The sequence below is a fragment of the Paenibacillus sp. S28 genome, assembly GCF_016624415.1.
GTDB classification, from domain to species: domain Bacteria; phylum Bacillota; class Bacilli; order Paenibacillales; family Paenibacillaceae; genus Paenibacillus_AQ; species Paenibacillus_AQ favisporus.
Map to the genome: position 1 here is coordinate 384,517 of NZ_JACVTM010000003.1, position 22,848 is coordinate 407,364.

Consider the following 22,848-nt stretch of genomic DNA (forward strand, 5'->3'; position numbering starts at 1 on the left):
GATTTTCATAAGCCTGACCGTTCAACTTATTTTGTCAGCTGTTCCATTTGCTCGATGACGCTCTCGAAGACGCTCATCGCTTCGCGGACCGGCTGCGGCGAAGACATGTCGACCCCGGCCTTCTTCAGAATATTGATCGAGAAGTCGCTGCCTCCGCTCTTCAGGAAGCCGAGGTAACGGTCGACGGCCGGCTGGCCTTCTTCCAGAATCTGCTTCGAGAAGCTGGTCGCCGCCGAGAAGCCTGTAGCGTATTTGTACACATAGAAGCTGGTGTAGAAATGGGGGATGCGAGCCCATTCCATCTCGATATCCTTGTCGACGACCATGTCCTTGCCGTGGTATTTCACGTTCAGGTCGTAGTAGATCTCCGACAGCGCCTGAGGCGTCAATGCTTCACCCTGCTCCGCACGTTCGTGGACAAGTTTCTCGAACTCGGCGAACATCGTTTGACGGAATACCGTTGTCCGGAACTGGTCTGCATAATATGTCAGCAGGTACATTTTTTCCTTCGGATCGGTCGATTTCTTGAGCAGGTAATCCATCAGCAGCGCTTCGTTGGTCGTGGAGGCCACTTCCGCCAAGAAGATCGTATACTGCGCATCGCGATATTTCAGCGCGTTGTCCGAATAATAGGAATGCAGCGCATGACCCATCTCGTGCGCCAAGGTAAACATGCTGTTCAGGTTTTCCTTGTGGTTCAGCAGCACATAAGGGTGCGTGCCGTAGGCGCCCCAGCTGTAAGCGCCAGTGCGCTTGTTCTCATTTTCATAAACGTCGATCCATCCGTTGTCAAAGCCTTCCTGCAGGGAAGCCAGATAGTCCTTGCCGAGCGGCTTCAAGCCTTCGGATACGGTCTTTTTCGCCTCTTCATACGTAATGTCCATTTTGTACTCGTCGACGAGCGGAGCAAACAGATCGTACATATGCAGCTCATCCACGCCCAGCAGCTTCTTGCGCAGGTTCATGTAGCGGTGAAGCAGAGGCAGGCTTTCATGGATGGTGGCGATCAGGTTGGTATACACGTCCTTCGGAATATTGTCGCCGTAGAGGGACATTTCCAGCACGGAAGGGTACTTTCGCACATTGGCGTAGAACATGTTCTTGTTGACGTTGGCGCTCAGCGTGGACGCGATCGTGTTCTTTTGCTTGGCGTACGTTTCGTACACCGCTTTGAACGCCCGCTCGCGGACTTCGCGGTTCGGGTTCTCCAGGAACTGAATGTAGCTGCCGTGAGTCAGCTCAACTTCCTTGCCGTTCTCGTCCTTGATCTTCGGAAATTTCAGATCGGCGTTGTTCAGCATGCCGTAGATCGTCTGCGGTGCCTGGGACAGGTTGCCGACCTGGGCCAGCAGCGCTTCTTCCGCTTTGGACAGGACATGCGCTTTCTCGCGCTTCATTTCGGTCAGCGTAAATTTGTATTCGGCAAGCTGTGGATCGGCAATAAATTCGTCCAGCTTGCTGTCCGGCAGCGACAAAATTTCCGGCGTGATGAAGGAGAGGGCTTCGCCCACCTGTACGCTCATTTTTTTGGCTTTGGCCGACAGGGCCTGGTATGTAGGGTTGGCTGTATCTTCGTCGTGATGCAGGTGAGCGTACACGTATAAACGTTCCGTCTTCAGCGAGATTTCATCCTCCAGGGCGAAGCAGTCCTTCACCGCTGCCGCATTATCCAGTTTGCCTTGGAAATCGGCGGCCTTTTTCACTTCCTGCTGAAGCTCGGCATACGTTTCGTCCCAAGCTTGCTGGCTGGCGAACAGGTCCTCAATCTTCCATTTGTGCTCGGCGGGTACTTCTGAACGTTTCGGTAATTGTTCCATCGGAATCCTCCTTGACTGTTGGGTTAATATGAATCGGGCTCCGTGTGAAGAAGCCGCAGGAGGAACAAATAGGACCGAGAGCATGCTGATAGCGACGGCAAGCTTCAGGGTCTTCGAGTATTTCACGAAAGGGGGCCTCCTCTGACGGTCTGTCTTGAAGAAATATACCCCTTAGTATGACCTTACCCGAAAAAGATTATTTATCCTCCATTAGGACTGGAACCCATGGTAAGCAAATTGTATACAATAAGGAAAAAGGCAACCAGGATCATGATGAGGGCGAAGATGGCCATACCTCGCTTCAGCTTCGGCGGGATCGTATCCTTCCTCATGATCAAGACTGCGCCTAAACAGAAGGCCAAAATAACAAAGACCAGGACGCTGCCGTATTCCATCCTGAATTATACCTCTTTAAACGCATTCATGATTTGACGCCATTCATCCTCGTTGCCCTGGTAATCTTCCTTCGGAAAGCGGTTGTTCACCCACTGCATCATGGCCGGACGGCTCATAAAGGTGTGGGTCTCTTCACCCCATTGATCGGAAATTTCCCGCAGGACGATGTAGCGGCCCTGGACCTCGACAGTCATCATGTTCCATTTGTCTTTTTTGTATATTTCATGTTTTTTGATCATGTCGCATTCTCCGTTTGGTCTTTTGGTAAAATGATACCGCAGAGGCTTGTGTAAAAGCAAATAAGAAAAACGTCATCCATGCATAATTCATTAAAGACAGGCCGCAATTAGCGGCAGTTTTTCTTGCGATAACGGGATGGTTTAGCCTGGATGAGATTTACAAATGCCATTCCTTAAAAAGAAGCTTCGGACGAAAAAGAGCGATTGCATTGTCAAAGTTCATGAAGTATAATGTACTTATTCGCCACAGATGGCGGTATTTTTAGGAGGTTGTTCATTTGAAAGGTACAGTTAAATGGTTTAACGCAGAAAAAGGCTATGGCTTTATCCAAGTTGAAGGCGGCGAGGACGTATTCGTACATTTCTCCGCAATCCAAGGAGACGGCTTCAAAACTTTGGACGAAGGTCAAGAAGTTGAATTCGAAATTACTGAAGGCAACCGTGGCCCTCAAGCTGCTAACGTAATCAAATTATAAGATTGACTCCGGTAACGGATTTCTTATAAGTTTTGGTTAACAATTGCTTATTACGCACAGTTCTCATGTGGGGACTGTGCCTTTTTGTTGTCATATATTTTTCTGAAATAAGAAGAGCCCGTTTTCTTCCGTTCTCCGCGGTTAGAAAATGGGCTTTTTTTTGAAGGTTTACATCTTGCGGCTGTCCATTGAAGCGCCCGGAACCTTGGTATTTCCGAGCAGGTGTCTCGCCAAAAAACCGGCGCAGGCGACCAGAGCCAGCCCTGCGGCGATGAAATAGAAGGTTGTGCGCCCGGTCTGCTCATACAGCACGCCGCCGAACGTTCCGCTGACGAGCCCGGCTGCGCTCGACCACACGATCGTAAACAGCGCAAGTCCCGTCGCCCGGAATTCATCCGGAATGATTCGGGTGATGTATCGGACCGCCGTCACATAGTAAATGCCGAAGGTTACGCTGTGTAAAGTCTGGACCGCGATGACCGTTCCGGGGTGATCGGCGATCGACATCAAGAAGAAGCGCAGAGCGAACATCAGCGCGGCCAGTGCGAGGAGCGGCAGCTCCTTGAAACGCTCTCCGAAGCGGCTGAGCAGGAAGAAGACCGGAATTTCGCTGAGGGCTGCTGCGAGCAGGGACCAGCCGATCAGACCCTCGCTAGCGCCCATGCTTTTAAGCGTCAGGGTCAGGAACGCTTCATTCATCCGGTAGGGGAGGGCGAGACAGAATACGCCTGCGAAAAACCACAACACTTCTTTTTGCCGAAGCACGTTCCACAAGCCCTTCCATTCCATCTTCTGACCGTTCGTTTTGACGCCGTCCCTGAGCCTTGTGGCGAGCAGGAGGCAGGCCCCAGCAATGATTATGGCCAGAAGCAGCGTTCGGGAAATGCCGACGTTGCCAAGAACATAGCCGATGGACAGGGCGAAGAAGGCATAGCCGATCGAACCGAAAACCCGGATGACGATAAAGTTTTTCCCGTGCCTCTGGGCGGTCTGGATCGACATCGTATCCGACAGCGGAAATACCGGATAGTAGAAAAAGTAGAAGACCGTAATCAACGCAAATACCGCATAAAAGGAAGAAGTGGCCGACAGGAGTAGCCCCATACCGAGCTGTCCGGCAAACAGCAGGAGCATCATCTTTTTGGTCGTCCGGTAGCGGTCGCTGGCCATGCTCCAAAACATGTTGGAGAAGATGGAGATGAAGGGCCCGACGGCGTACAGATAGCCGACCTGTGAGCTGCTGAAGCCCAAGTGGCTGAAGTAAAGCTGGAAGTAGGAGGCGACCAGGACGCTGGTCCCATAGATGGTAAAGGTGAATGCCCTTTGCCAATTGACGTCTGGCGTCGATTGTTCTAGTTTCATGATCCATACCCCGATGTTTTTGTGATTTTTGTGCAAAAAGTCACCCTGCAGCACGATGCCGCCCGCTATACTATAGATGAGCATATGCTGCTGCGGTGGAATCTTTCAGCTTACCTTTTCGAGGAGATCCCGGCACACTCCTTTAATTGGACACATATTGTTGTAAAAAAAGGGAGGATTCATGCACGGTTTATTTGTGCAAATTCCAGGACCATATTATAATAAAAGACATTAGGATCGATACAAGTAGACAACAATGTGGAGGCACCGTCTTGAATGAAAATAGGCAAACTCGATATCAAGTTCCCCGGAATCCTGTCAGTTTAATGAGCCGGGTGTACAAGCATATATTGCCGGAAGTGCGAAAAGAACTGGACGGATGGCGGAGGAAGGCAGGGAACATCCCTAATCCCGAGCTGAGAAAGCAAGCCTTGGCGAGTATAGAGACGAAGCAGTTTCACTGTGAGGGCGGAGGCGTCTACGCCGCCGTTCCGCTGCCGGAGCGGCTTATACTTACCAAGCTCATCGTGGCCTATCAGACGATCAGCGACTATCTGGATAACCTGTGTGACCGCAGCACATCCATGGAAGCCGAAGATTTCCGCCTGCTTCACCAATCGATGCTGGATGCGATCGACCCGGCGGCTGAACCTGTCAATTACTATGCACTTCGTCAGGAGCAAAATGACGGAGGTTATTTGCATGGGTTGGTGACAACCTGCCAAAGCTGCATACGCCAGCTGCCCGGCTACGCTGCCGCGATGCCCTTTATCCGGGACTTAGCGGGCCTGTATACCGACCTGCAGGTTTACAAGCACATCAAACCGGAGTTAAGAGAACCGGCGCTGCTTGCGTGGTGGGAGCTTCATCGTGAACGGACTCCCCAGCTTCAATGGAACGAGTTCGCCGCGGCAACCGGTTCGACCTTGGGCGTGTTCATGCTCTTTCTGGCCGCAAGCGACCGCCATTTGAGCAGCACTGCCGCCGCCTCCATTCATGCGTCATATTTTCCACATGTTTGCTGTCTGCATATTATGCTGGATTACCTGATTGATCAGGAAGAGGATCGGCTTGGCGGAGACCTCAATTTTTGCAATTACTATGAGAGCCCCGAAGTCATGCTGGACCGGATTGCCTTTATTGTGGAATCGGCCCGGAAGGATGTTGCAGCCATCCCGGTGCCCCCGTTCCATCGGATGATCATTGAGGGGCTGCTGGCAATCTATTTATCCGATCCCAAAGTCAGCGAGCAGCAGGAAGTTCGCTCCGTATCCAAACGTTTGATGAAGGGAAGCCCGCTTACCCGCTTATTCTTCTTCTTCAACAGCCGGTGGATCCGCAAGCATTTGTACGAGTGATAAGAGGAGGAAATAACATGGCAGTCAAAAAAATCGCAATATTAACCAGTGGCGGAGATTCGCAAGGGATGAACGCAGCCGTACGCGCCGTCGTACGCAGCGGCTTGTATCACGGACTTGAGGTTTACGGCATTCAGCGCGGGTATCACGGTCTGCTGAACGACGACATCTTTTCGATGGATCTGCGCAGCGTGGGCGATATTATCCAGCGCGGCGGCACCATTCTCCAATCGGCACGCTGTAAGGAATTTATGACGCCGGAAGGCCAGCAGAAGGGTGCGGAAATCCTCCGCAAGCACGGAATCGACGGCCTTGTTGTCATCGGCGGCGATGGCTCATACCAGGGTGCCAATAAGCTCAGCAAGCTCGGCATCAATACGATGGCGTTGCCCGGAACGATCGATAACGATATCGCGTTTACAGATTACACCATTGGATTCGATACCGCCGTCAGCATCGTCGTTGATGCGGTGAACAAGCTGCGCGACACCATGTCCTCGCACGAGCGGTCCTCCATTGTGGAAGTCATGGGAAGACACTGCGGAGATATCGCTTTGCATGCGGGCCTCGCTTCGGGTGCGGAGACGATCCTCGTGCCGGAGATGCCGCATGACATGGATGAAATTACGGAGCGGATGAAGCAGAACTTTGCTCATGGCAAACGGCACAGTATCGTGCTCGTGGCTGAAGGTGTGGGAAGCGGGGAAGAGGTTGCCAAAGCCCTGACCGACCGCTGCCCTACTCTGGAACCGCGGGTAACGGTGCTTGGACATATCCAGCGGGGCGGTACGCCGACTCCGGCGGACCGGAATCTGGCGAGCCGTCTGGGCGATTTTGCGGTGCGTATGCTGATCGCGGGTGAATCCGACAAGGCCTGCGGCATCATTAAAGGCGAGCTCGTGCTGACGGACATCGATAAGGTCGTCAACACGAAGAAGGAATTTAACCGGGAGCTGTATGAGCTCGCTTCACGGCTTTCGCAATAAACATAACGGTAACACTGACAAGGCGCTGCGGGTTTTAACCCTGCAGCGCCTTTTTGTAGTGAGCTGAAAGTAGGGAAGCGGTATGCCGGTTTCGCTTGCGCAGCCAAGTCTCAGTAACTGCTTGGGGGAACCCGGGCGGTTACGCTCGGCTTAGGGCAGCGAACCGCCGCTGAACCTTAACGAGCCGTCCGAGCAGAAGTGCCGCGCCGACCGCGAGTCCCGTAATTAGGCCGACCCAATAGCCGTAGGCCTGAAGCGGGGTGAACTCGGCCAGAAGGTAGCCCACGGGCAGTCCGATGACCCAATACGAAATAAACGTAATGATGAATGCCGGATTGACGTCTTTATATCCGCGCAGTACGCCCTGAACGGGGGTGGCTACGGCATCGGAGATTTGGAAGAAAATCGCATAGATCAGAAAATGCTGAATCAGTTCGATCACATGGCTCTCCTCTGAGTAAAATCCGGCCACATAACGTCCGGCTACGAGCAAAACGACGGCGGTAACCAGTGAAAGGCCCACCGCGGTGGAAATCCCGAGCCTGCTGTATTGTCTGGCGTCCCGCAGCCGGCCCGCTCCGTTTTCGTAGCCGACCAGAATGGTGAGCGCCATGCTGATGCTGAGCGGAATCATATAGAGCGTGGACGCAAAATTCATCGCCGCCTGATGGGCCGCGATCGTCACCGTATCGAAGCGGCTCATCAGCAGGGTAACGCCGGAGAATACCCCGGTTTCAAAAAAGATGGAGAAGCCGATCGGCACCCCGATCTTCAGCAGCTCCTTCCACACAGAAAGCGATACACCGTACAGCTTCCGGAAAATGCCGTAATCGGTGAACGGATGGAGCCGGTGGATGAACAGGATCGCGATCAGGAACACGCACCAATAAGTGATGGCGGATGAGATTCCCGCGCCTGCGCCTCCCAAGCGGGGAAAGCCCCAGTTGCCGAAGATCAGCAGATAATTACAGCCGACGTTAATCGGCAGCGAGATCAGCGTGATCAGCATGGAAATCCGGGTCTGTCCCAGGGCATCGATATAGCTTCGCAGCACGGTATAACCGAACATCGGGACGATGCCGATGGACAGATAGCTCAAAAAGCGGAAAGCGATGTCCCGCACATTCCCTTCCAGGTTCATCCCATCCAAAATAACGGGAAGCAGCAGCGAGCCGATTCCAAGGATCACAAGGGCCAGCAATATGGCGAGATACAGGCCCTGCACGACGTGATACGCTACTTTATTACGGCTGCCGCCGCCGACCAGATGCGACACGATCGGGGTCATGCCCATCAGGATACCGCTCAGGCCGGTCTGGAGCGGGATCCACAGGCTTGTGCCGATCGCTACACCGGCGAGATCGGTCGAGCTGGCCCGGCCGGACATGTTGGTATCGAAAAACGTAATCGCGGACAGCGCGATTTGCGTGACCAGAATCGGCAGCAGGATGACGAGAAACTGCATCGTTTTTTGCTTGAGCGACATTGTTGTTTTCATAATAAAATGAGCCTCACAGATATCTTGAATTCTGACATAAAGGTGACAAGACTATTATTGTAAACCATGGCACACCGGTTTGAACAGGGGCATTTCCAAATAAATAAAACCCGGCGAAAGTCGCCGGGATAAGGAAGTGCGTATATAATCATGCCGTTTGATCTAGGCGGTACCTCTTATTTGTAGGCCACGCCTTGGGAATAACGATTTGAAGCGTTCCACAGCAAGTATTCGTCCACGCCGGCGTCTTTTAAGGCACGGATCTGATCCTCTACCTGCTGCTTGCCGTACTTCTCGTAATGGCCGCTGCCGAGCCAGCTTGCGGTAAAATCCTGAATCCACGGTCGGATGATGGGCTTGCGGTCTTTGAGCGGATCCAGCTTTTTGTGCGTATCGGCCATAGAGCCCTTGATCGTCTTGTAAGGCTCCTTGTCCGGATCCTGGGCACCGAACCAGCCCGTCGTGTAATGGCTCGGATACACCATCGGACTGATGACGTCCACGTTTTCGGAGATTTTGCCGAAATCCTGACCGATCCCTTCGGCCGCCGGAACGGATGCCGCATAGCCGAATATGTCCACCGACACGCGAATGCCGAGAGGGGCCAGCTGCTTGCGGGCATACTGGACGAACTCTGCGACCGTATCCACGCGGGATTTACCGTTCTTGACGTATTTCAGCGTATCGGCTCGCTTCTCGAATCCTTCCGGGAACCGTACATAATCGAACTGAATTTCTTTAAAGCCAAGCTTGGCCGCTTCCTTGGCAATGGCGATGTTGTAATCCCATACTTCCTTGCTGTACGGGTTGACGAAGCTGTCGCCTTTGCCGTTCTCCCAGAGAGTTCCGTCCGGATTTTTAAACGACAGATCCGGCCGCTTCTTGGCAAGGACCGTATCTTTGAATACGACCACCCGGGCGATAGGGTACACCTTATGCTTGTTCAGGCGCTGCATCAGCTGGTTGATGTCGGGAATGAACGGCTGCGGTTTGCCCATCTGCTTCAACGTGGCATTGTCCGTCTTATAGGTTATGTATCCTGCATCGTCTTTGATGTCAACCACCATGGCGTTCAAATCGGTTTTGTCGATGAGATCCAGCAGCTGATTCATGCGTGAACCGCCGGCGCTGTATGCGGTAACGTAAATCCCTTTGACTTTGGGGGCGGTGACCTGCGGATCTACCTTGACGGGCGGGTGGTCTGCGCTGACCGGAACGTCTTGTTGGGATGCGATCATTGCGGAATGAACGGTTGCCTGAAACAATTGGCTTAACGGATGATTGCTGTCCTGCTGCGGATGACCGGTACTGCTGCCGAGCAACAGCAGCAGCGCCCAAATAATATTCATAATACTCTCTCCCCTTGAATGGCTTTACATGTCAATTATATCGGAACGACCTCCTGTTTGGTGCAACAGCTTTGTAATCATTTGGCGAAGGATGTGCGGCTGGAATCTGGGCGCCTTTCCTTTTCTTAAACGAATCAGCTTGGAATCAAACGGTATCCCTCTCCGTAGGGTTGCCACCGGGATGCTTAAATACTTGCGGGAAAAGCGACTTCCAACATTTTGACAAAATTGTGGTTCCCGTGCCCGGTGGCCGCTTCAGGATAATAAAAATGCCACCCGCGCTGCCGCTGAAAGCGGCCATTCGCGAATGGCATGTTATTCAAGCACTTGCTACTTGCTATAAATCAGTGAAGCAGCGCGGAGCTCTGATGTTCACAGATGCTGTACTGGATGATCTCCATGGCATCTTCTTGTTCCAGAATGCTAAGTCCGTCCCGCAGCACAATGAGGGAATTCAGTTCATTTTGCTTCAAGAATGGCATCATATCCGGGAACCATTTCATGACGATTTGGGACAACTTTACCGTTTCCATTTCCATTTCCACAAAAATCACCCTTTCCTCCTTCGAATCTTCACAGTCAGATGATCCAACGCAAGGCGAATCGGAAAAGCGTTTTGGTACTTTGGGAAATTCGGGTATATCCTAATCTCATGGAACTATTGTAGGAAGCGCGCACTATTAATATACCACATTTGGTGTTTTTTTTACACAGCGCATACAAAAATCAGCTTCTGCGGAAGGAACCCATCACTCCGACAGTCTCGACAATGTTGACGAACGCCTTGGGGTCGGTCTGCTTGATGATGCGCTTCAGCTCGGCCAATTCGTACCGTGTAGTAACGGTCATCAGCATATCCTTTTCCACATTGGAAAAAGCGCCCTGCGTCTTGATCTTGGTTACGCCGCGCGGACGTTCCAACAGCTGATGAAGAAGGGCGTCCGTCTCGTTCGTGATGATGTACACGGTGACCTTGAAATGGCTGACGTGGATCATGTCCACGACCTTGCCCGTCACGAAGATGGAAACGATAGAGGCTAGCGCAAGGTTCCAATTGCCCTGTAAGTAGCCGGCTGCGAGGATGACGACCCCGTTCATGGCCACCAGAACGCTTCCGATCGGGAAGTCGCGGTAACGGGTAACGATAGACCCGATAATATCGAATCCGCCAGAGGAGCCCCCGGCCCGGAAAGAGATGCCTGCCCCGATCCCGACAAGGACGCCGCCGAATACCGCGGCCAGCAGCGTATCGGACACGAGAGACGTTTCGGGGACTACCGCGATCAACCACGTCGTGGCGACGACCGATAGAATGCTCAGAATAATGAAACGTTTGCCAAGCTGGAACCAGCCGGCGACAAGCATCGGTATGTTAAACACGAAATAAAGAACGCTGAGACTGATCGGTGTAAAATAATTCACGAGCATGGACAGGCCCGACACGCCCCCGCTCAGCAAATGAAGCGGAACGAGGAATAAATTGAACCCGCAGGCAATAAAAGCCGCACCAAGGACCACAACCACATACTTCCAAATATTTTTGAGCTCCAAGCTCATCACCTCATTATGTAATTTTCTGCAAGATTATTGAAAGTTGTTTCAGCTTGACTGGTGTTTGTAATTTGGTTTGTGATATAATGTATTAGATGTTCTTGAGTACGGTTGTACAATAGTATTATTTTGCATTGTTTCAGGAGAATAATTACCGTTTACTAAATTCTGTAGGCTGTTTTGTTTGCCCGGATAAACGCTATAGAGAATCGAAGCCATGAAAAATTTGATCGAAGTTTGGCTACCCTATATAATGTTTACCGCTACTTAAGAATACAGACAAGATTGTGGTATGTCCACTTTATAGAAGGAGTATGAAAAATTTGAAAAATTTCGCAGAATTAGGCCTCGAACCAAAGGTATTGCAGGCCATTACGGAGCTTGGATTTGAGGAAGCGACACCGATTCAGGCACAATCCATTCCGATCGCAATGAGCGGACGGGACATGATTGGCCAAGCACAGACGGGTACAGGCAAAACCGCTGCCTTTGGTATTCCGCTGATTAATAAAATTTCCAAAGATACGGATAAAATCGTCGCCCTCATTATGACACCTACTCGGGAGCTTGCGATTCAGGTCGCAGAGGAAATCGGAAAATTGACCCGTTTCAAAGGAATTGGCTCGCTGCCGATTTACGGCGGTCAAGACATCGGACGCCAGATCCGTGCGCTGAAGAAGAAGCCCCAAATTATTATCGGCACGCCAGGCCGTTTGCTTGACCACATTAACCGCAAAACGATCCGCCTGGACGACGTCGAAACCGTCATTTTGGACGAAGCCGACGAAATGCTGGATATGGGCTTCATGGAGGATATCCAATCGATCCTGAAGCTGGTACCGGAAGAACGCCAAACGATGCTGTTCTCCGCTACGATGCCGCCGAACATTCAGAAGTTGGCCCAGCAATTTTTGAAAAATCCGGAGCATGTTTCCGTCATTCCGAAACAAGTCAGCGCACCGCTGATCGACCAAGCATATATCGAAGTGCCGGAACGCCAGAAGTTCGAAGCGCTCAGCCGCTTGATCGATATGGAATCTCCGGAGCTTGCCATCGTTTTCGGACGCACGAAGCGCCGTGTCGACGAGCTGGCTGAAGCCCTGCAGAAGCGCGGATATTCCGCAGACGGCCTGCACGGGGACCTGTCCCAGAACCAGCGCGACACCGTAATGCGTAAATTCCGTGACGGAAGCATCGACGTGCTGGTAGCTACAGACGTTGCGGCCCGCGGCCTTGACGTATCCGGTGTTACCCACGTCGTGAACTTTGACCTTCCTCAGGATCCGGAAAGCTACGTGCACCGGATCGGACGTACCGGCCGTGCCGGCAAAGAAGGTACCGCATGGACCTTCGTTACTCCGCGCGAAATGGATCATCTGCACCTGATCGAACGCGTAACCCGCCACCGGATTCCGCGCAAGCCGCTGCCTACGCTGGCCGAAGCCATCGAAGGCAAACAGCGCGTGACGGCAGAAAGATTGCTTGAAACCGTGGAAAAGGGCGAATTGAACGAATACAAAGGACTAGCGATCCAACTGCTGGAGCAGTACGACTCCGTGCAGCTGCTGTCTGCGGCATTGAAGATGCTGACAGGCGAGAAGAAGGATTCGGATATCCAGCTGACGCCGGAAGACCCGATCCGCGTCAAGCGCCGTCAAAGCGGTAAGCCGGACCTGCGCAGCGGACGCAAACCGTCCGGCGGCTACCGCGGCGGCAGCAGCGGCAGCCGAAGCGGCGGAGGGTACAACCGTGACCGCGGCGACGGACGCGGCGGCTACAGCAAGAGCTACAGCGGACGCGGGGATTCGTACCGCGGCGACCGCAAACCGCGGACCAGCAGCAGCGAGGGACGCCGTACTACGAAACGCGAAGATTCTTTCGAGAAGTAAGAACATAACAAAGAGGCGAAGTGCCGCGTGCACTTCGCCTCTTTTTTCATATCATCAATTACCAGATAAATGCGCGAGTGATGATGACGAGCAGGATGAACAGCACCAGAATGGCGCCTGTGGAACCCCAAAGGCCATGACCGTAACCATAACCAACTCCGCCTACAGCGTGAGACATTGAACATAACCTCCTTCAAAAAGTTGAACTCTTTTGGTTTACGGTGTATCTTATGACGGTTTTTGCCCGCATGTATAGACCAACACCCAGATGCCGGAAATTAGGCTCTGGCAATGTATGTCCCTAATGCGGTATTATTAAGGTACAGGCATGTTAGTGGAGGAGGAGACTTTTACTTGGAATTCAAAGGTGCAATGGGTGGAATTTACAAAATTACAGAGTGGATTACCCGGATAGCTTACAGCAATATCTTGTGGATGCTGTGTTCGATCCCATTCTTCTTTTTTCTGGTGACGAAGCTGCTGGTAACGGGGGCTAACGAGTCGCTGCAGATGAACTGGGCCATGGGAATCGTGGCACCGTTTACATTGTTCCCTGCAACAGCGGCGCTGTTTGCAGTGGTGCGCAAATGGGTGATGGGCGATACCGATATTAAAATTTTCAGCACCTATTTCAGAGCGTACAAGGAAAACTACAAACAAAGTATGGTCGGCGGTATTTTCTACGTGCTGCTGCTGGTTATTATGATGGTGGATTATACGGTCTATATGACCCAGTTCCGCAATATGCAGCTGATCGGGATTGTGATGCTGATCCTGCTGATCGTTCTGTTCCTGTCGATGTTCAACTTTTTTTCGATGATCGTTCATTACCATATGTCCATCGGACAGATTTTGAAGAACGCGGTTCTGATTACGATCATCCGGCCTTTCCGGGTGCTTGCTACCGTGCTCGGGAGTGCGGTCGTCCTGTTTATCGGGTCCAAGTATCCAGCGCTGATCTTCTTCTTTGGCGGAAGCGTCATCGCATTGTGGGCGTTTTTCAACTTCTACGGCACCTACATGAAGATGCAGGAGCAAGCGGAGCGGCTCAAACAGAAGGAAGAAGAGGCACAGCAGGAAGCTGCTGACGCAGATGATTCCGTAAGTTTGCAGGGTGATCCGGACAAGAGAGATGAATGGTACGAGGAAAGCGTTTCAAATGGTGATGAGCCGGGTAAAAGAAACTAAGCCAGCAAGCGATATTTTCTTCTAAATTTTTACCATTTCGTTTACATGCTGACGATTTCGGTCTATAATAAGACTACATCCTGCGATGTTCGCCACGGTTAATCGTTGTTTTGAACCAATGATAATGTCTGAGGGAGATCTATATGAAGCGCAGCTGAAACGCCCTGTCTATATGACATGGGGACTTCAAAACCGCTGATGCGATCACCCACCTGCTAGAGCAGGTTCAGAAGACAATTTAACCGGACGGCATAGGCGGGTTTTTATTTTGTCGATGAACCCATTGCGACCATTATGGTGCAGAATAGAGAACATCCCAACCGGTTCTATTTCCGGTTTGGGGTGTTTTTTTGTTGAATCCCCGGCATCATTCCGTACTTACTCTTTTGTTCTGACCGTAACAATGATAAACTGTTAAGTATTGATGATGTTTACTATAAAGGAGGAAAGGTCTTGTCGCTAAAGAGAGTTCTAGTGGGGGTCATTCGCAGTCAAGAAGGAACAAGCGACCGCGCGAAGGATCCTAAAATGAAAACGCGCTATTACAATTTATCGAAAGACAAGGCATGGGAGGAAATCTCCTCGACACTTAAAAAAATTCCTGGCTACAAAGTGCTGCACGAGGTGTCTTCCGTCGGGGAAATTACGCTGGAGAAGAGAACCTCGCTTGGCCGTACCGTGGATATTACCATTTCGGTGCTATCGGTTGGTCCAGTCCGCACCGCTGTTGATATGTATTCCGCCTCCCGGGGCTCGCTGGGGGATCTGGGGTATAATTACCGGATTATTTTAAACTTGTTCGGCATATTGGATAAGAAACTGGCTAAATACAAAATAACACAATGAGTAAGGAAAAAGCGGGAGAAAGATCAGCTCTTTCTCCCGCTTTTTATGGGAACATGGCGGCTTAAGCCGAATTACAGCAGCTCTTTAACGGCTGCTACGGCATTTTCGTAGTTCGGATGCTCGGCCATTTCCTTCAGGTACTCGACATATGTAATCTTGTCGTTTTTGTCCACGACGAAAATGGAGCGCATGTCCAGACGGAATTCCTTGATATGAACACCGTATGCATCGCCGAACGACATCTCCTTGTGGTCGGAAAGGGTCACGACACGGTCGATTCCGGCAGCGGCACACCAGCGTTCCTGGGCGAATGGAAGGTCGGCGCTGATGGTCAGCACGATCACGTCGTCGCCAAGGCCGGCGGCTTCTTCGTTGAAACGGCGCGTTTGGGCGTCACATACTCCCGTATCAAGAGAAGGAACGACACTAATTAATTTGATTTTGCCGGCATAATCCTTAAGAGTAGCCTCTTCAAGCAAATTTTTGCTGACCTTGAAATCTGGAGCGGCGTCGCCCACATGAAGTTCCGGGCCAATGAGGGTAATCGGATTGCCTTTGAATGTAGCTGCATTGGTACGTTCTTGTGCCATATGAAATCTCCTTCCTGGTTATCAAAAATTGGTGATTCGTGACAAAGTCCATTATAATCTTTTTAAAAAGGCATTGTCCAATTTCGTCGGTGGTTTACTCGGTTATAGAAGGAAGGATAACATGTTATTTGTACGTTATGAGAATCTGAAAAGTTATTTGAAGTACTACCCGATCACGACGCTGCTCTTTGTCATCAACCTGGTGATGTTTCTCATTATGGCCTTTAACGGGGGCTCCACCAACAATGAAACGCTGATCCGGTTTGGAGCACTGACGAACATCGATCAATATAATGAGTGGTGGAGATATGTCAGCTCCATGTTTTTGCATGCGGGTTTTTCCCATTTGCTGTTTAACAGCTTCGCGCTGCTCGTGTTTGCCCCGCCTCTGGAGAGGGTGCTTGGTCCATGGCGATACGCGTTGCTGTACTTGTTAAGCGGTATTCTGGGCAATTTGATGACAGTGGCTCATTACAACCGTACCGGAGAGATCCTGATCTCCATAGGGGCTTCAGGAGCGATTTACGGCATTTACGGCGCCTACCTGTATATCGCCTTGCTTCAGCGGCAGTGGATGGATGACGCCTCCCGGAAAACCGTGTACGGCATATTGATCGTGGGCGTCGTCGTAACCTGGATTTCGCAATCCAACATTAACTGGGTGGCCCATATGGGCGGATTGATCGGCGGTTTCTTTATTTATGGACTGATGGCCAGGGTGCTGAGAAGGCGCCGCTAGCCAAGCTCGGATGAACAGGTATCGTATAAGCAGAATGGAGCGAAAGTAGTGGAATTAAGACAGTTGCAATACTTTTTGAAGGTAGCACAGAAGGAGCATGTCACGCAGGCTGCAGAGGAGCTGCATGTCGCCCAGTCAGCGGTGAGCCGGCAGATTCATCAGCTGGAGGAGGAACTCGGAGTCCACTTATTCATGCAGAAAGGAAGAAACCTGCAGTTAACCCCCGTAGGGCAGCTGTTCTGCAAACGGGTGGAGGGCATTCTGAAGGATTTGGATAAGGCGGTCATGGAGGTTCATGAATTTCTGGATCCGGAGCAGGGAGAAATTCGTATCGGATTTCCGCACAGCCTGGGGATTCATTTGATCCCTTCCGTGGTGGCCGAATTTAAACGCCGGTATCCGAACGTGAAATTCCGTTTCAAGCAGGGGATGTTCCCGTCCTTGATCCGTGATGTGATCTCGGCGGAAGTCGATTTGGCCTTCATTTCACCTTTCCCGGAAAAGCATGAACATGTGGAAGGCGAAGTAATCCTGACCGAAGAGCTGTATGCGATTCTGCCGCCGAACCACCCGTTGGCCGAGAAGGAGAGCATCAAGCTCGTCGAACTGAAGGATGAGAAGTTCGTTCTCTTCAGCAAAGGCTATTCTTTGCGGCCGATTGTCTGGCATGCTTGTCTCGAGGCGGGCTTTACGCCGAAGATCGCCTTCGAAGGTGAGGAGACCGACACGATCCGCGGACTGGTGGCCGCTGGCATGGGTGTCAGCATCCTGCCGGAGCTGGCCTTGTTCCAGACCAATCCGCTGCAGCCGGCACGCGTTAAAATTTCGGAGCCGAAAGTCACCCGCACGATCGGGCTGATTCATCGTTCGGACGATAAGCTTCCTCTGGTGGCCCAGTCTTTCCGCACCTTTCTGCTTAAATATTTCGGCTTACACCAGAACAATAAAAATACCCCGGTCGGTTAAACGACACGGGGTATTTTTATATTGAAATCGGATATCTACATACCTGTTTGTATTAGTCACGGTTGTTGCTGTTCGTAAAGATCAAAATGTACCGGAGCAGTTCGAGCAGGGAAACCAGCGCCGCTGCAACATAAGTCAGGGCTGCGGAGTTCAGCACCTTGGCTACGCCGCGTTCTTCTTCGTTCGTGATGTATCCTTCCGAAACCATAATCTCGCGGGCCCGGTTACTTGCATTAAATTCGACCGGCAGCGTGATCAGCTGGAAAGCAACCGCAACGGAGAAGAAGATAATGCCCAGTCCGATCAGTCCAAGCCATTGGAAAAGGAAACCGGCAATCAGAAGGATCGGAGCAAGTCCAGATGCAAAGTTGACGATCGGGAAAATCCGGTGGCGCAGAACCAGCATCGGGTAGTGCTCCTTGTGCTGAATGGCGTGGCCGATCTCGTGACAAGCAACGGAAATCGCCGAGATGGAGCTCTCGTAATACACCGGTTCCGACAGGCGGACGACGCGGTTAATCGGGTCGTAGTGGTCGGAGAGGGCTCCGCGTACCGGTTCGATCGGCACGTCGTGCAGCCCGTGGGTATCCAGCATGTGCCGGGCCGCGTCATATCCGGTCATGCCGCTGTTCGCCTTAACCGTGGACCACTTCTTGAAGGTACCCTGAACTCGAAACTGTGCCCAGAGCGAAAACAGAAATGCAATAATGATAAGTATATACATTCCGTCGAAATACATTTCCATACCTCCTGCTTTATTTTGCGGGAAACTAGAGGGTTGGGCCGTGCTGTTCAAGGAAGAGGCGAATGGCCTCGATGCACGCCGCACCTTGCGGGAGGAGATTCAGCAGCACCAGCCGCGCATGGCTTGGCTTCATTTGCTTAATCAGCGGTTCGAGCTCCTTCACTTCGCGCTGCAGCTGCTGCATATGAAGCTCGAGGTGAGACAGCTTGTCGGACACCTGCTTCTCTTCCGGAACCGAATCCCACTTCTCAAGCATCTCTTTAATCTCATCCAAACTATATTTCTCTTGTTTCAATTCATTAATACGTTTAAGCCGGACCAAGGTTTCATGGCTGTACAAACGGTAATTCTTAAGCGTGCGCTTCTCTGGAAAAATCAATCCCAGCTTGGTGTAATAATCAATTGTACGCTCGCTGACACCACCAGCCTTAGCTAATTCACCGATCCGATACAGTATCATATCCCCATCCTATATCACCTCGCAGGAAATTAAACGAATGCTCGTTTCCATATTATATTACTTAAATTATGATACATGAATCCGAACCGTACAGTCAAACGTCATGCTTTTCCTGTAAAGCTGACATTGTGAGTTAATATTACATCAGAAACATTTTTTCAGTATTTTCAAAAAATATCTTGTCAATTTCAGGACTATCGGCTTATAATGTCATTAAGAATTTCACTTTGTGTTAGAAATATTGACATTGGGGGAATGGGGTACATGAAAAGGAAATGGTTAGGAATCATGTTATTAATGCTTACATTGTTGACGTTTCCCGTAACGGTTTTTGCAGCCGATGACGGGGCGACCAACGTTCAACTACAGGCTGGGTTGAACACCTTCTTCGTATTTATGGCTGCTATGCTCGTGTTTTTTATGCAGGCGGGTTTCGCGCTTTTGGAAGCCGGTACGGTACGGATGAAGAACGCGGGTCATATCGCAGGGAAGACCGTACTGACACTCGGAATTGCCATCGTCGTTTTCTGGGCAGTCGGTTTTGGCCTTGGGTTCGGCAATGGGAACAGTTTATTCGGAACGACGGGATTTTTCCTGACCGGCGATTCCATGGCAGCGTCCTTTGATTCCTTATCCGCATCGGATGCGTCGCTGACGGTTAAGTTTTTGTTCCAGCTGTCCTTTGCGGCCGTATCGCTGGCCATTGCCTGCGGCGGTATGGCGGAACGCGCAAAATTAAGCGTATATATCGTATTTGGAACCATTTTTATGATCGTGATTTATCCGGTTGTTGCCCACTGGGTATGGGGCGGAGGCTGGTTGGGCCAATTGGGTATGCAGGACTACGCCGGATCGACCGTCGTGCATCTGACAGGTGCGACCGCAGCCCTGGTCATCACTTACATGCTGAAGCCGCGCCTTGGCAAATACAACAAGGACGGCAAGCCTAACAGCATTCCGGGTCATAATCAGGTATTATCGGTACTTGGCGTGTTTATTCTGTGGATCGGCTGGTTCGGTTTTAACCCCGGCAGTGCGCTGACACCACTGATGGACGGATTTTTCGGATATGTGGCCTTGACCACCAACCTGGCTGTAGCTGCCGGTGCTGTTGCCGCCCTGCTGATTTCCTGGGCAATATTCGGCAAAGCCGATATCCCTAGCATGCTGAACGGCGTTTTGGCCGCTCTCGTTGCTATCACAGGTTCTTGTGCATTCGTAGATGCGTGGGCGGCGATCGTGATCGGTGCGGTTGCCGGTATCATTACCTTCTTCACGGCTCAATGGTTTGAGAGAGCGGGACTTGACGATCCGATTTACGCTTTTTCCGTACACGGTATTGCCGGGATTTGGGGTGCCGTTTCCACAGGGTTGTTTGCAACGCCGAAGCTTGTTGAGATTACTGGCGTCGGAAAACCCGGACTGTTCTATGGCGGTGGATTCTCGCAGCTGGGCGTTCAAGTGCTGGGTGTCCTCGGGGCGTTCGTATTCGTTCTCGTGATCTCCTTTATCGTCATCGCTATTATGAAAGCAACGATGGGAATTCGCGTTACCGAAGAGGAAGAAATGATGGGTCTGGACATCAGCGAACACGGCACTTACGGCTATCCGGAGCAAATGAGACTGCTCGTTGATTCCGAGATCAGACCATCGGCGTCTTCCGCATCGGCTCCTAAGCCATCTGCGGGAACCAACGAGTCCTTTACCTAAGTCTAAAGAAATATGAATGAATATAATTCACCATGGAGGGGGTGAACCGTATGGAACCGCTGAAGTCGGAATCATGTGATCTGGACCTCGGTACGATCGCTTATGCGAACTCGCGTGAAGAGCTTCGGAGCCGGCGGCTGGACTGCCAGGAACAGCTTCAGGAAATGTTCGCTGACATGCCGATCGGGGCCTGGTCTGCACTCGTCAATGAAATGCATGATTTGATCGCGGCCAGAGCCGTCGACATTTGCGAGCGGGAACTGGAGGAGGCCGGTTACGGCCTGCCTCCCGTCTCCTACGCCTTCGTCGTATTCGGCAGTGCGGGCCGTAGGGAGTCGACGCTGTGGAGCGATCAGGATAACGGCCTTATTATCAGCGACGAGCCGGATGCATATAAGGAAGCTTACTTTCAAATCTTCGGTCAACGGCTGTCGGACCTGTTTGAATATTTGGGCTATGAAAAATGCAAGGGGAAAGTCATGTGCTCCGAGCCGCTGTGGCGCAAAACGCTGGAGGGTTGGAAAACGCAGCTCTCCCGCTGGCGCAATGACTTCAGCTGGGAACCGGTTCGCTACCTGATTATCGCTACAGATATGCGCTATATTTCTGGTGATCGCACACTTTCTGAGTCGTGGAAGGCTTTTTTCGGAAAATGTCTCGATGAGACGCCGGAGCTGGCGATCGCGATTCTGCGGAATACGGTCAGACATAAAGCAACGCTAAATCTGCTCGGCCAGGTCGTTACCGAACGGTTTGGAGAACATGCCGGAGATTTTGACGTGAAATACGGGGTGTACATCCCGATCGTCAACAGCGTCCGATATATGGCCCTCCAGCAGGGAGTCAAGGAATCATCCACGCTGAAGCGGCTGGAGAGGCTGATGGTGCTGGACGGGGGCAACATGCTGCTGGAGAACGTGCAGCGCGCCTTTCTGACCGCCTTGATGCTGAGATCGACCGCCCCCCACCGCGAAGAAAGGGGCATCTTCATGAGCAGCGGCTACATTCCGCAGAAGGAGCTCAAGAAAAGGCCGCTGATGTATGAGCTTCGCGAAAGCCTGACCGTCGTCAGGCGGACTCACCGGGCGCTGCAGCGTCAGCTCCGTTTCGCGGAGAGGAGAAGACCATGAAGACGCCGGAGCGGGGGAACAGCGGGTTCTGGAGCCTGCTTCGGCAGGGAGGCATGCCCTCGGCGATTGCTTCAGTGATGGGAGGAGCCTCCGCACAGCAGATGGCGTTTATCCGCTCGCTGATGAGAGAACAACGGCGGCCGGAGGTTCTGCATACTCCGCTCAGCGAGCTGGAAACCGTCGTGTTTGATCTGGAGACGACAGGATTTAACGTTCAGCAGGGCGATGAAATTTTGTCGATCGGGGCGCTTCGCGTCAAAGGCGGCGAAATCAAAGAGGATGAGTCGTTCTACAGCCTTGTTCAATGCAAACGCCCGGTGCCGTCCCACATTACCGGATTGACGGGGATTACGCAGGCGATGATCAACGAAGCGCCGCCGCTGATGGACGGTCTGCACGGTTTTATGAATTTCGTTGGGGGAAGGGTGCTGGTCGCCCATGCGAGCGCCCATGACAAATCCTTTTTGAATGCGGCACTGTGGAAAACTTCGAAGGTGAACCTCAGCCACCGGGTGATCGACACGATGATGATTGCCCGCTGGTTGGAGCCGCAGCGCGCGAGCTTTGCGCTGGACGACCTGCTGATGGCGAAAAATATTCCGATCGAGGGACGGCATCACGCTTTGGAGGATGCCAAGATGACCGCAAAGCTGTGGGTTATGTATCTGCGGGACATATCGCGAAGGAGACAGGTAGAGACGCTGGGCGACCTGTACGCCTATTTAAGCCATGCGTAACCGGGCCGGGCGGAGATGAAAATCGCCTGCCGTTGATCGTTCAATGAAGTAAGCTTGGGTCAGGATGGAAGATCCCGATTGGTCGGGGGAGCTGATCAAGTAGATACGAAGCAAATCTCCGAAAAGCGGGAGCTGACGCAAATCCTCCTCGGACGGAGCGGGAACGGTGTGTGGATGCGTATGAAAGATTCCGAGCAGTCCCGAAGGGTTCAGACACTGCTGGACCCACGCCTGGGGATCTAGGACGAAGCGGTGCAGCGGGTCAGGCGCTACGTTGCGGATCGGGATCAACGTCTCGATTCGCATGCCGCCCGCTGCAGCATTACCCCGCAGTACACCGCAGGCTTCATAAGGCCGATGAAGAAATAGCTGCTCCGCCAATCCGTGGGCGCAAGCAGCAACCAGCCATATTTCTTCGTCGCGTACGTGAAGCTCTGTCAACCGTATTCTCCCCTCTCACTTTGGCCTCTGCATTTGGCAGGGGCTCTTTTTTTTGTGCATTCATATCATGTCAAGTGTAGCGGGATGCCTGTACAATCGCAAGGGACGCGTTCGGCAGATTGCACTGTGGGACAAGCCAAATAGGGCGGTGGGAAAAATTTTGCAGTTCATTTGTAAGTTCCCGTGAAAAGAGGGTAAAATATAAGGGATACCACTTTAAGTGCGTGTTCAAAAAGGTCGGTTTTCAGCACCGAGAAGATTGGATGAAGCAAGGGACTGAGGAGCAGAGCGTACGTAGTGGGTACGTGAGCACCGGAAGGCCCGGCTGAATTCAAGATTCGATGCCGAATCAGCTTCCCGATTTACTTCGTGTTA

General features: G+C 51.9%; 23 protein-coding genes and 1 other RNA gene. 12 read left to right on the forward strand and 12 right to left on the reverse strand.

All coding sequences use genetic code 11. The features are described 5' to 3' along the window. Positions 1–26 precede the first annotated feature (26 nt). Together pepF and IAE55_RS10385 are read right to left on the reverse strand one after the other, a co-directional pair. On the reverse strand, positions 27–1,817 hold the full coding sequence (gene pepF / locus IAE55_RS10380; RefSeq protein WP_145159807.1) for an oligoendopeptidase F: 1,791 nt from the start codon (positions 1,815–1,817) through the stop codon (positions 27–29). A gap of 401 nt (positions 1,818–2,218) precedes the next feature. Beyond that, positions 2,219–2,452, reverse strand: coding sequence for a hypothetical protein (locus IAE55_RS10385; RefSeq protein WP_076170246.1), 234 nt, complete (start codon positions 2,450–2,452; stop codon positions 2,219–2,221). 278 nt (positions 2,453–2,730) lie between these two features. On the opposite strand from IAE55_RS10385, the gene IAE55_RS10390 reads away from it, so the two are divergent. Next, complete coding sequence (locus IAE55_RS10390) at positions 2,731–2,928, forward strand: cold shock domain-containing protein (RefSeq protein WP_068694440.1); 198 nt, start codon at positions 2,731–2,733, stop codon at positions 2,926–2,928. Between the two features lie 168 nt (positions 2,929–3,096). Here the strand turns inward: IAE55_RS10390 and IAE55_RS10395 are convergent, their stop codons facing one another. Further along, entirely contained in the window at positions 3,097–4,290 is a 1,194-nt protein-coding gene (locus IAE55_RS10395; protein WP_200631985.1) for an MFS transporter, read from the reverse strand. 326 nt (positions 4,291–4,616) lie between these two features. Between IAE55_RS10395 and IAE55_RS10400 the strand changes: the two genes are divergently transcribed. Together IAE55_RS10400 and pfkA are read left to right on the forward strand one after the other, a co-directional pair. Next, the gene (locus IAE55_RS10400; RefSeq protein ID WP_442793328.1) at positions 4,617–5,648 is read left to right on the forward strand and encodes a tetraprenyl-beta-curcumene synthase family protein; all 1,032 of its coding nucleotides are present in this window, start codon (positions 4,617–4,619) and stop codon (positions 5,646–5,648) included. Between the two features lie 17 nt (positions 5,649–5,665). Continuing rightward, positions 5,666–6,634 carry a 6-phosphofructokinase gene (gene pfkA / locus IAE55_RS10405; RefSeq protein WP_076170243.1) on the forward strand — a complete coding sequence of 323 codons (969 nt, stop codon included), beginning with the start codon at positions 5,666–5,668 and terminating at the stop codon, positions 6,632–6,634. Positions 6,635–6,773: 139 nt separating this feature from the next. On the opposite strand, the gene IAE55_RS10410 is transcribed toward pfkA, so the two are convergent. From IAE55_RS10410 to IAE55_RS10425, 4 genes are all read right to left on the reverse strand, one after another. Further along, on the reverse strand, positions 6,774–8,132 hold the full coding sequence (locus IAE55_RS10410) for an MATE family efflux transporter (RefSeq protein ID WP_200631987.1): 1,359 nt from the start codon (positions 8,130–8,132) through the stop codon (positions 6,774–6,776). 176 nt (positions 8,133–8,308) lie between these two features. Next, entirely contained in the window at positions 8,309–9,481 is a 1,173-nt protein-coding gene (locus IAE55_RS10415) for a putative glycoside hydrolase (protein ID WP_200631988.1), read from the reverse strand. A gap of 344 nt (positions 9,482–9,825) precedes the next feature. Continuing rightward, positions 9,826–10,020 (reverse strand): hypothetical protein, encoded by a 195-nt coding sequence (locus tag IAE55_RS10420; RefSeq protein ID WP_076170738.1) that lies wholly within the window; start codon positions 10,018–10,020, stop codon positions 9,826–9,828. 187 nt (positions 10,021–10,207) lie between these two features. After that, positions 10,208–11,032, reverse strand: coding sequence for a YitT family protein (locus IAE55_RS10425; protein ID WP_442793326.1), 825 nt, complete (start codon positions 11,030–11,032; stop codon positions 10,208–10,210). Between the two features lie 323 nt (positions 11,033–11,355). Between IAE55_RS10425 and IAE55_RS10430 the strand changes: the two genes are divergently transcribed. Beyond that, positions 11,356–12,921: a DEAD/DEAH box helicase gene (locus tag IAE55_RS10430; protein ID WP_145159799.1), complete on the forward strand. Its 1,566-nt coding sequence runs from the start codon at positions 11,356–11,358 to the stop codon at positions 12,919–12,921. A gap of 58 nt (positions 12,922–12,979) precedes the next feature. On the opposite strand, the gene IAE55_RS33760 is transcribed toward IAE55_RS10430, so the two are convergent. Continuing rightward, positions 12,980–13,099, reverse strand: coding sequence for a YjcZ family sporulation protein (locus IAE55_RS33760; protein WP_208629305.1), 120 nt, complete (start codon positions 13,097–13,099; stop codon positions 12,980–12,982). A 176-nt stretch (positions 13,100–13,275) separates the two neighbouring features. On the opposite strand from IAE55_RS33760, the gene IAE55_RS10435 reads away from it, so the two are divergent. The 3 genes from IAE55_RS10435 to IAE55_RS10445 all read left to right on the forward strand — a co-directional run bounded on the left by IAE55_RS10435 (position 13,276) and on the right by IAE55_RS10445 (position 14,955). Further along, a complete protein-coding gene (locus IAE55_RS10435; protein WP_105441574.1) occupies positions 13,276–14,109 on the forward strand; it encodes a YesL family protein in 834 nt (277 codons plus the stop codon). A gap of 74 nt (positions 14,110–14,183) precedes the next feature. After that, positions 14,184–14,375, forward strand: a non-coding RNA gene (gene ssrS, locus IAE55_RS10440) — 6S RNA. A 187-nt stretch (positions 14,376–14,562) separates the two neighbouring features. Continuing rightward, entirely contained in the window at positions 14,563–14,955 is a 393-nt protein-coding gene (locus IAE55_RS10445) for a DUF1499 domain-containing protein (protein WP_076170237.1), read from the forward strand. A 71-nt stretch (positions 14,956–15,026) separates the two neighbouring features. On the opposite strand, the gene tpx is transcribed toward IAE55_RS10445, so the two are convergent. Beyond that, a complete protein-coding gene (tpx, locus tag IAE55_RS10450; protein WP_076170236.1) occupies positions 15,027–15,545 on the reverse strand; it encodes a thiol peroxidase in 519 nt (172 codons plus the stop codon). Positions 15,546–15,666: 121 nt separating this feature from the next. On the opposite strand from tpx, the gene IAE55_RS10455 reads away from it, so the two are divergent. Both IAE55_RS10455 and IAE55_RS10460 read left to right on the forward strand, forming a co-directional pair. Continuing rightward, positions 15,667–16,284: a rhomboid family intramembrane serine protease gene (locus tag IAE55_RS10455; RefSeq protein WP_200631989.1), complete on the forward strand. Its 618-nt coding sequence runs from the start codon at positions 15,667–15,669 to the stop codon at positions 16,282–16,284. A 48-nt stretch (positions 16,285–16,332) separates the two neighbouring features. Beyond that, the gene (locus IAE55_RS10460) at positions 16,333–17,250 is read left to right on the forward strand and encodes a LysR family transcriptional regulator (RefSeq protein ID WP_076170234.1); all 918 of its coding nucleotides are present in this window, start codon (positions 16,333–16,335) and stop codon (positions 17,248–17,250) included. A gap of 52 nt (positions 17,251–17,302) precedes the next feature. Here the strand turns inward: IAE55_RS10460 and IAE55_RS10465 are convergent, their stop codons facing one another. Continuing rightward, a complete protein-coding gene (locus tag IAE55_RS10465; protein WP_200631991.1) occupies positions 17,303–17,989 on the reverse strand; it encodes a zinc metallopeptidase in 687 nt (228 codons plus the stop codon). A gap of 31 nt (positions 17,990–18,020) precedes the next feature. Then, complete coding sequence (locus IAE55_RS10470; RefSeq protein ID WP_076170232.1) at positions 18,021–18,455, reverse strand: MerR family transcriptional regulator; 435 nt, start codon at positions 18,453–18,455, stop codon at positions 18,021–18,023. A 264-nt stretch (positions 18,456–18,719) separates the two neighbouring features. On the opposite strand from IAE55_RS10470, the gene IAE55_RS10475 reads away from it, so the two are divergent. The 3 genes from IAE55_RS10475 to IAE55_RS10485 are packed head-to-tail and all read left to right on the forward strand — an operon-like array spanning position 18,720 to position 22,032. Next, a complete protein-coding gene (locus IAE55_RS10475) occupies positions 18,720–20,165 on the forward strand; it encodes an ammonium transporter (protein ID WP_076170231.1) in 1,446 nt (481 codons plus the stop codon). A gap of 50 nt (positions 20,166–20,215) precedes the next feature. Further along, entirely contained in the window at positions 20,216–21,295 is a 1,080-nt protein-coding gene (locus IAE55_RS10480) for a DUF294 nucleotidyltransferase-like domain-containing protein (RefSeq protein ID WP_105441570.1), read from the forward strand. After that, entirely contained in the window at positions 21,292–22,032 is a 741-nt protein-coding gene (locus IAE55_RS10485) for an exonuclease domain-containing protein (protein ID WP_105441569.1), read from the forward strand. Before IAE55_RS10480 ends, IAE55_RS10485 begins: the two co-directional genes overlap by 4 nt. Here the strand turns inward: IAE55_RS10485 and IAE55_RS10490 are convergent. Next, a complete protein-coding gene (locus tag IAE55_RS10490; protein WP_200631993.1) occupies positions 22,018–22,473 on the reverse strand; it encodes a Mov34/MPN/PAD-1 family protein in 456 nt (151 codons plus the stop codon). The two genes, IAE55_RS10485 and IAE55_RS10490, sit on opposite strands and share 15 nt — an antisense overlap. Positions 22,474–22,848 lie beyond the last annotated feature (375 nt).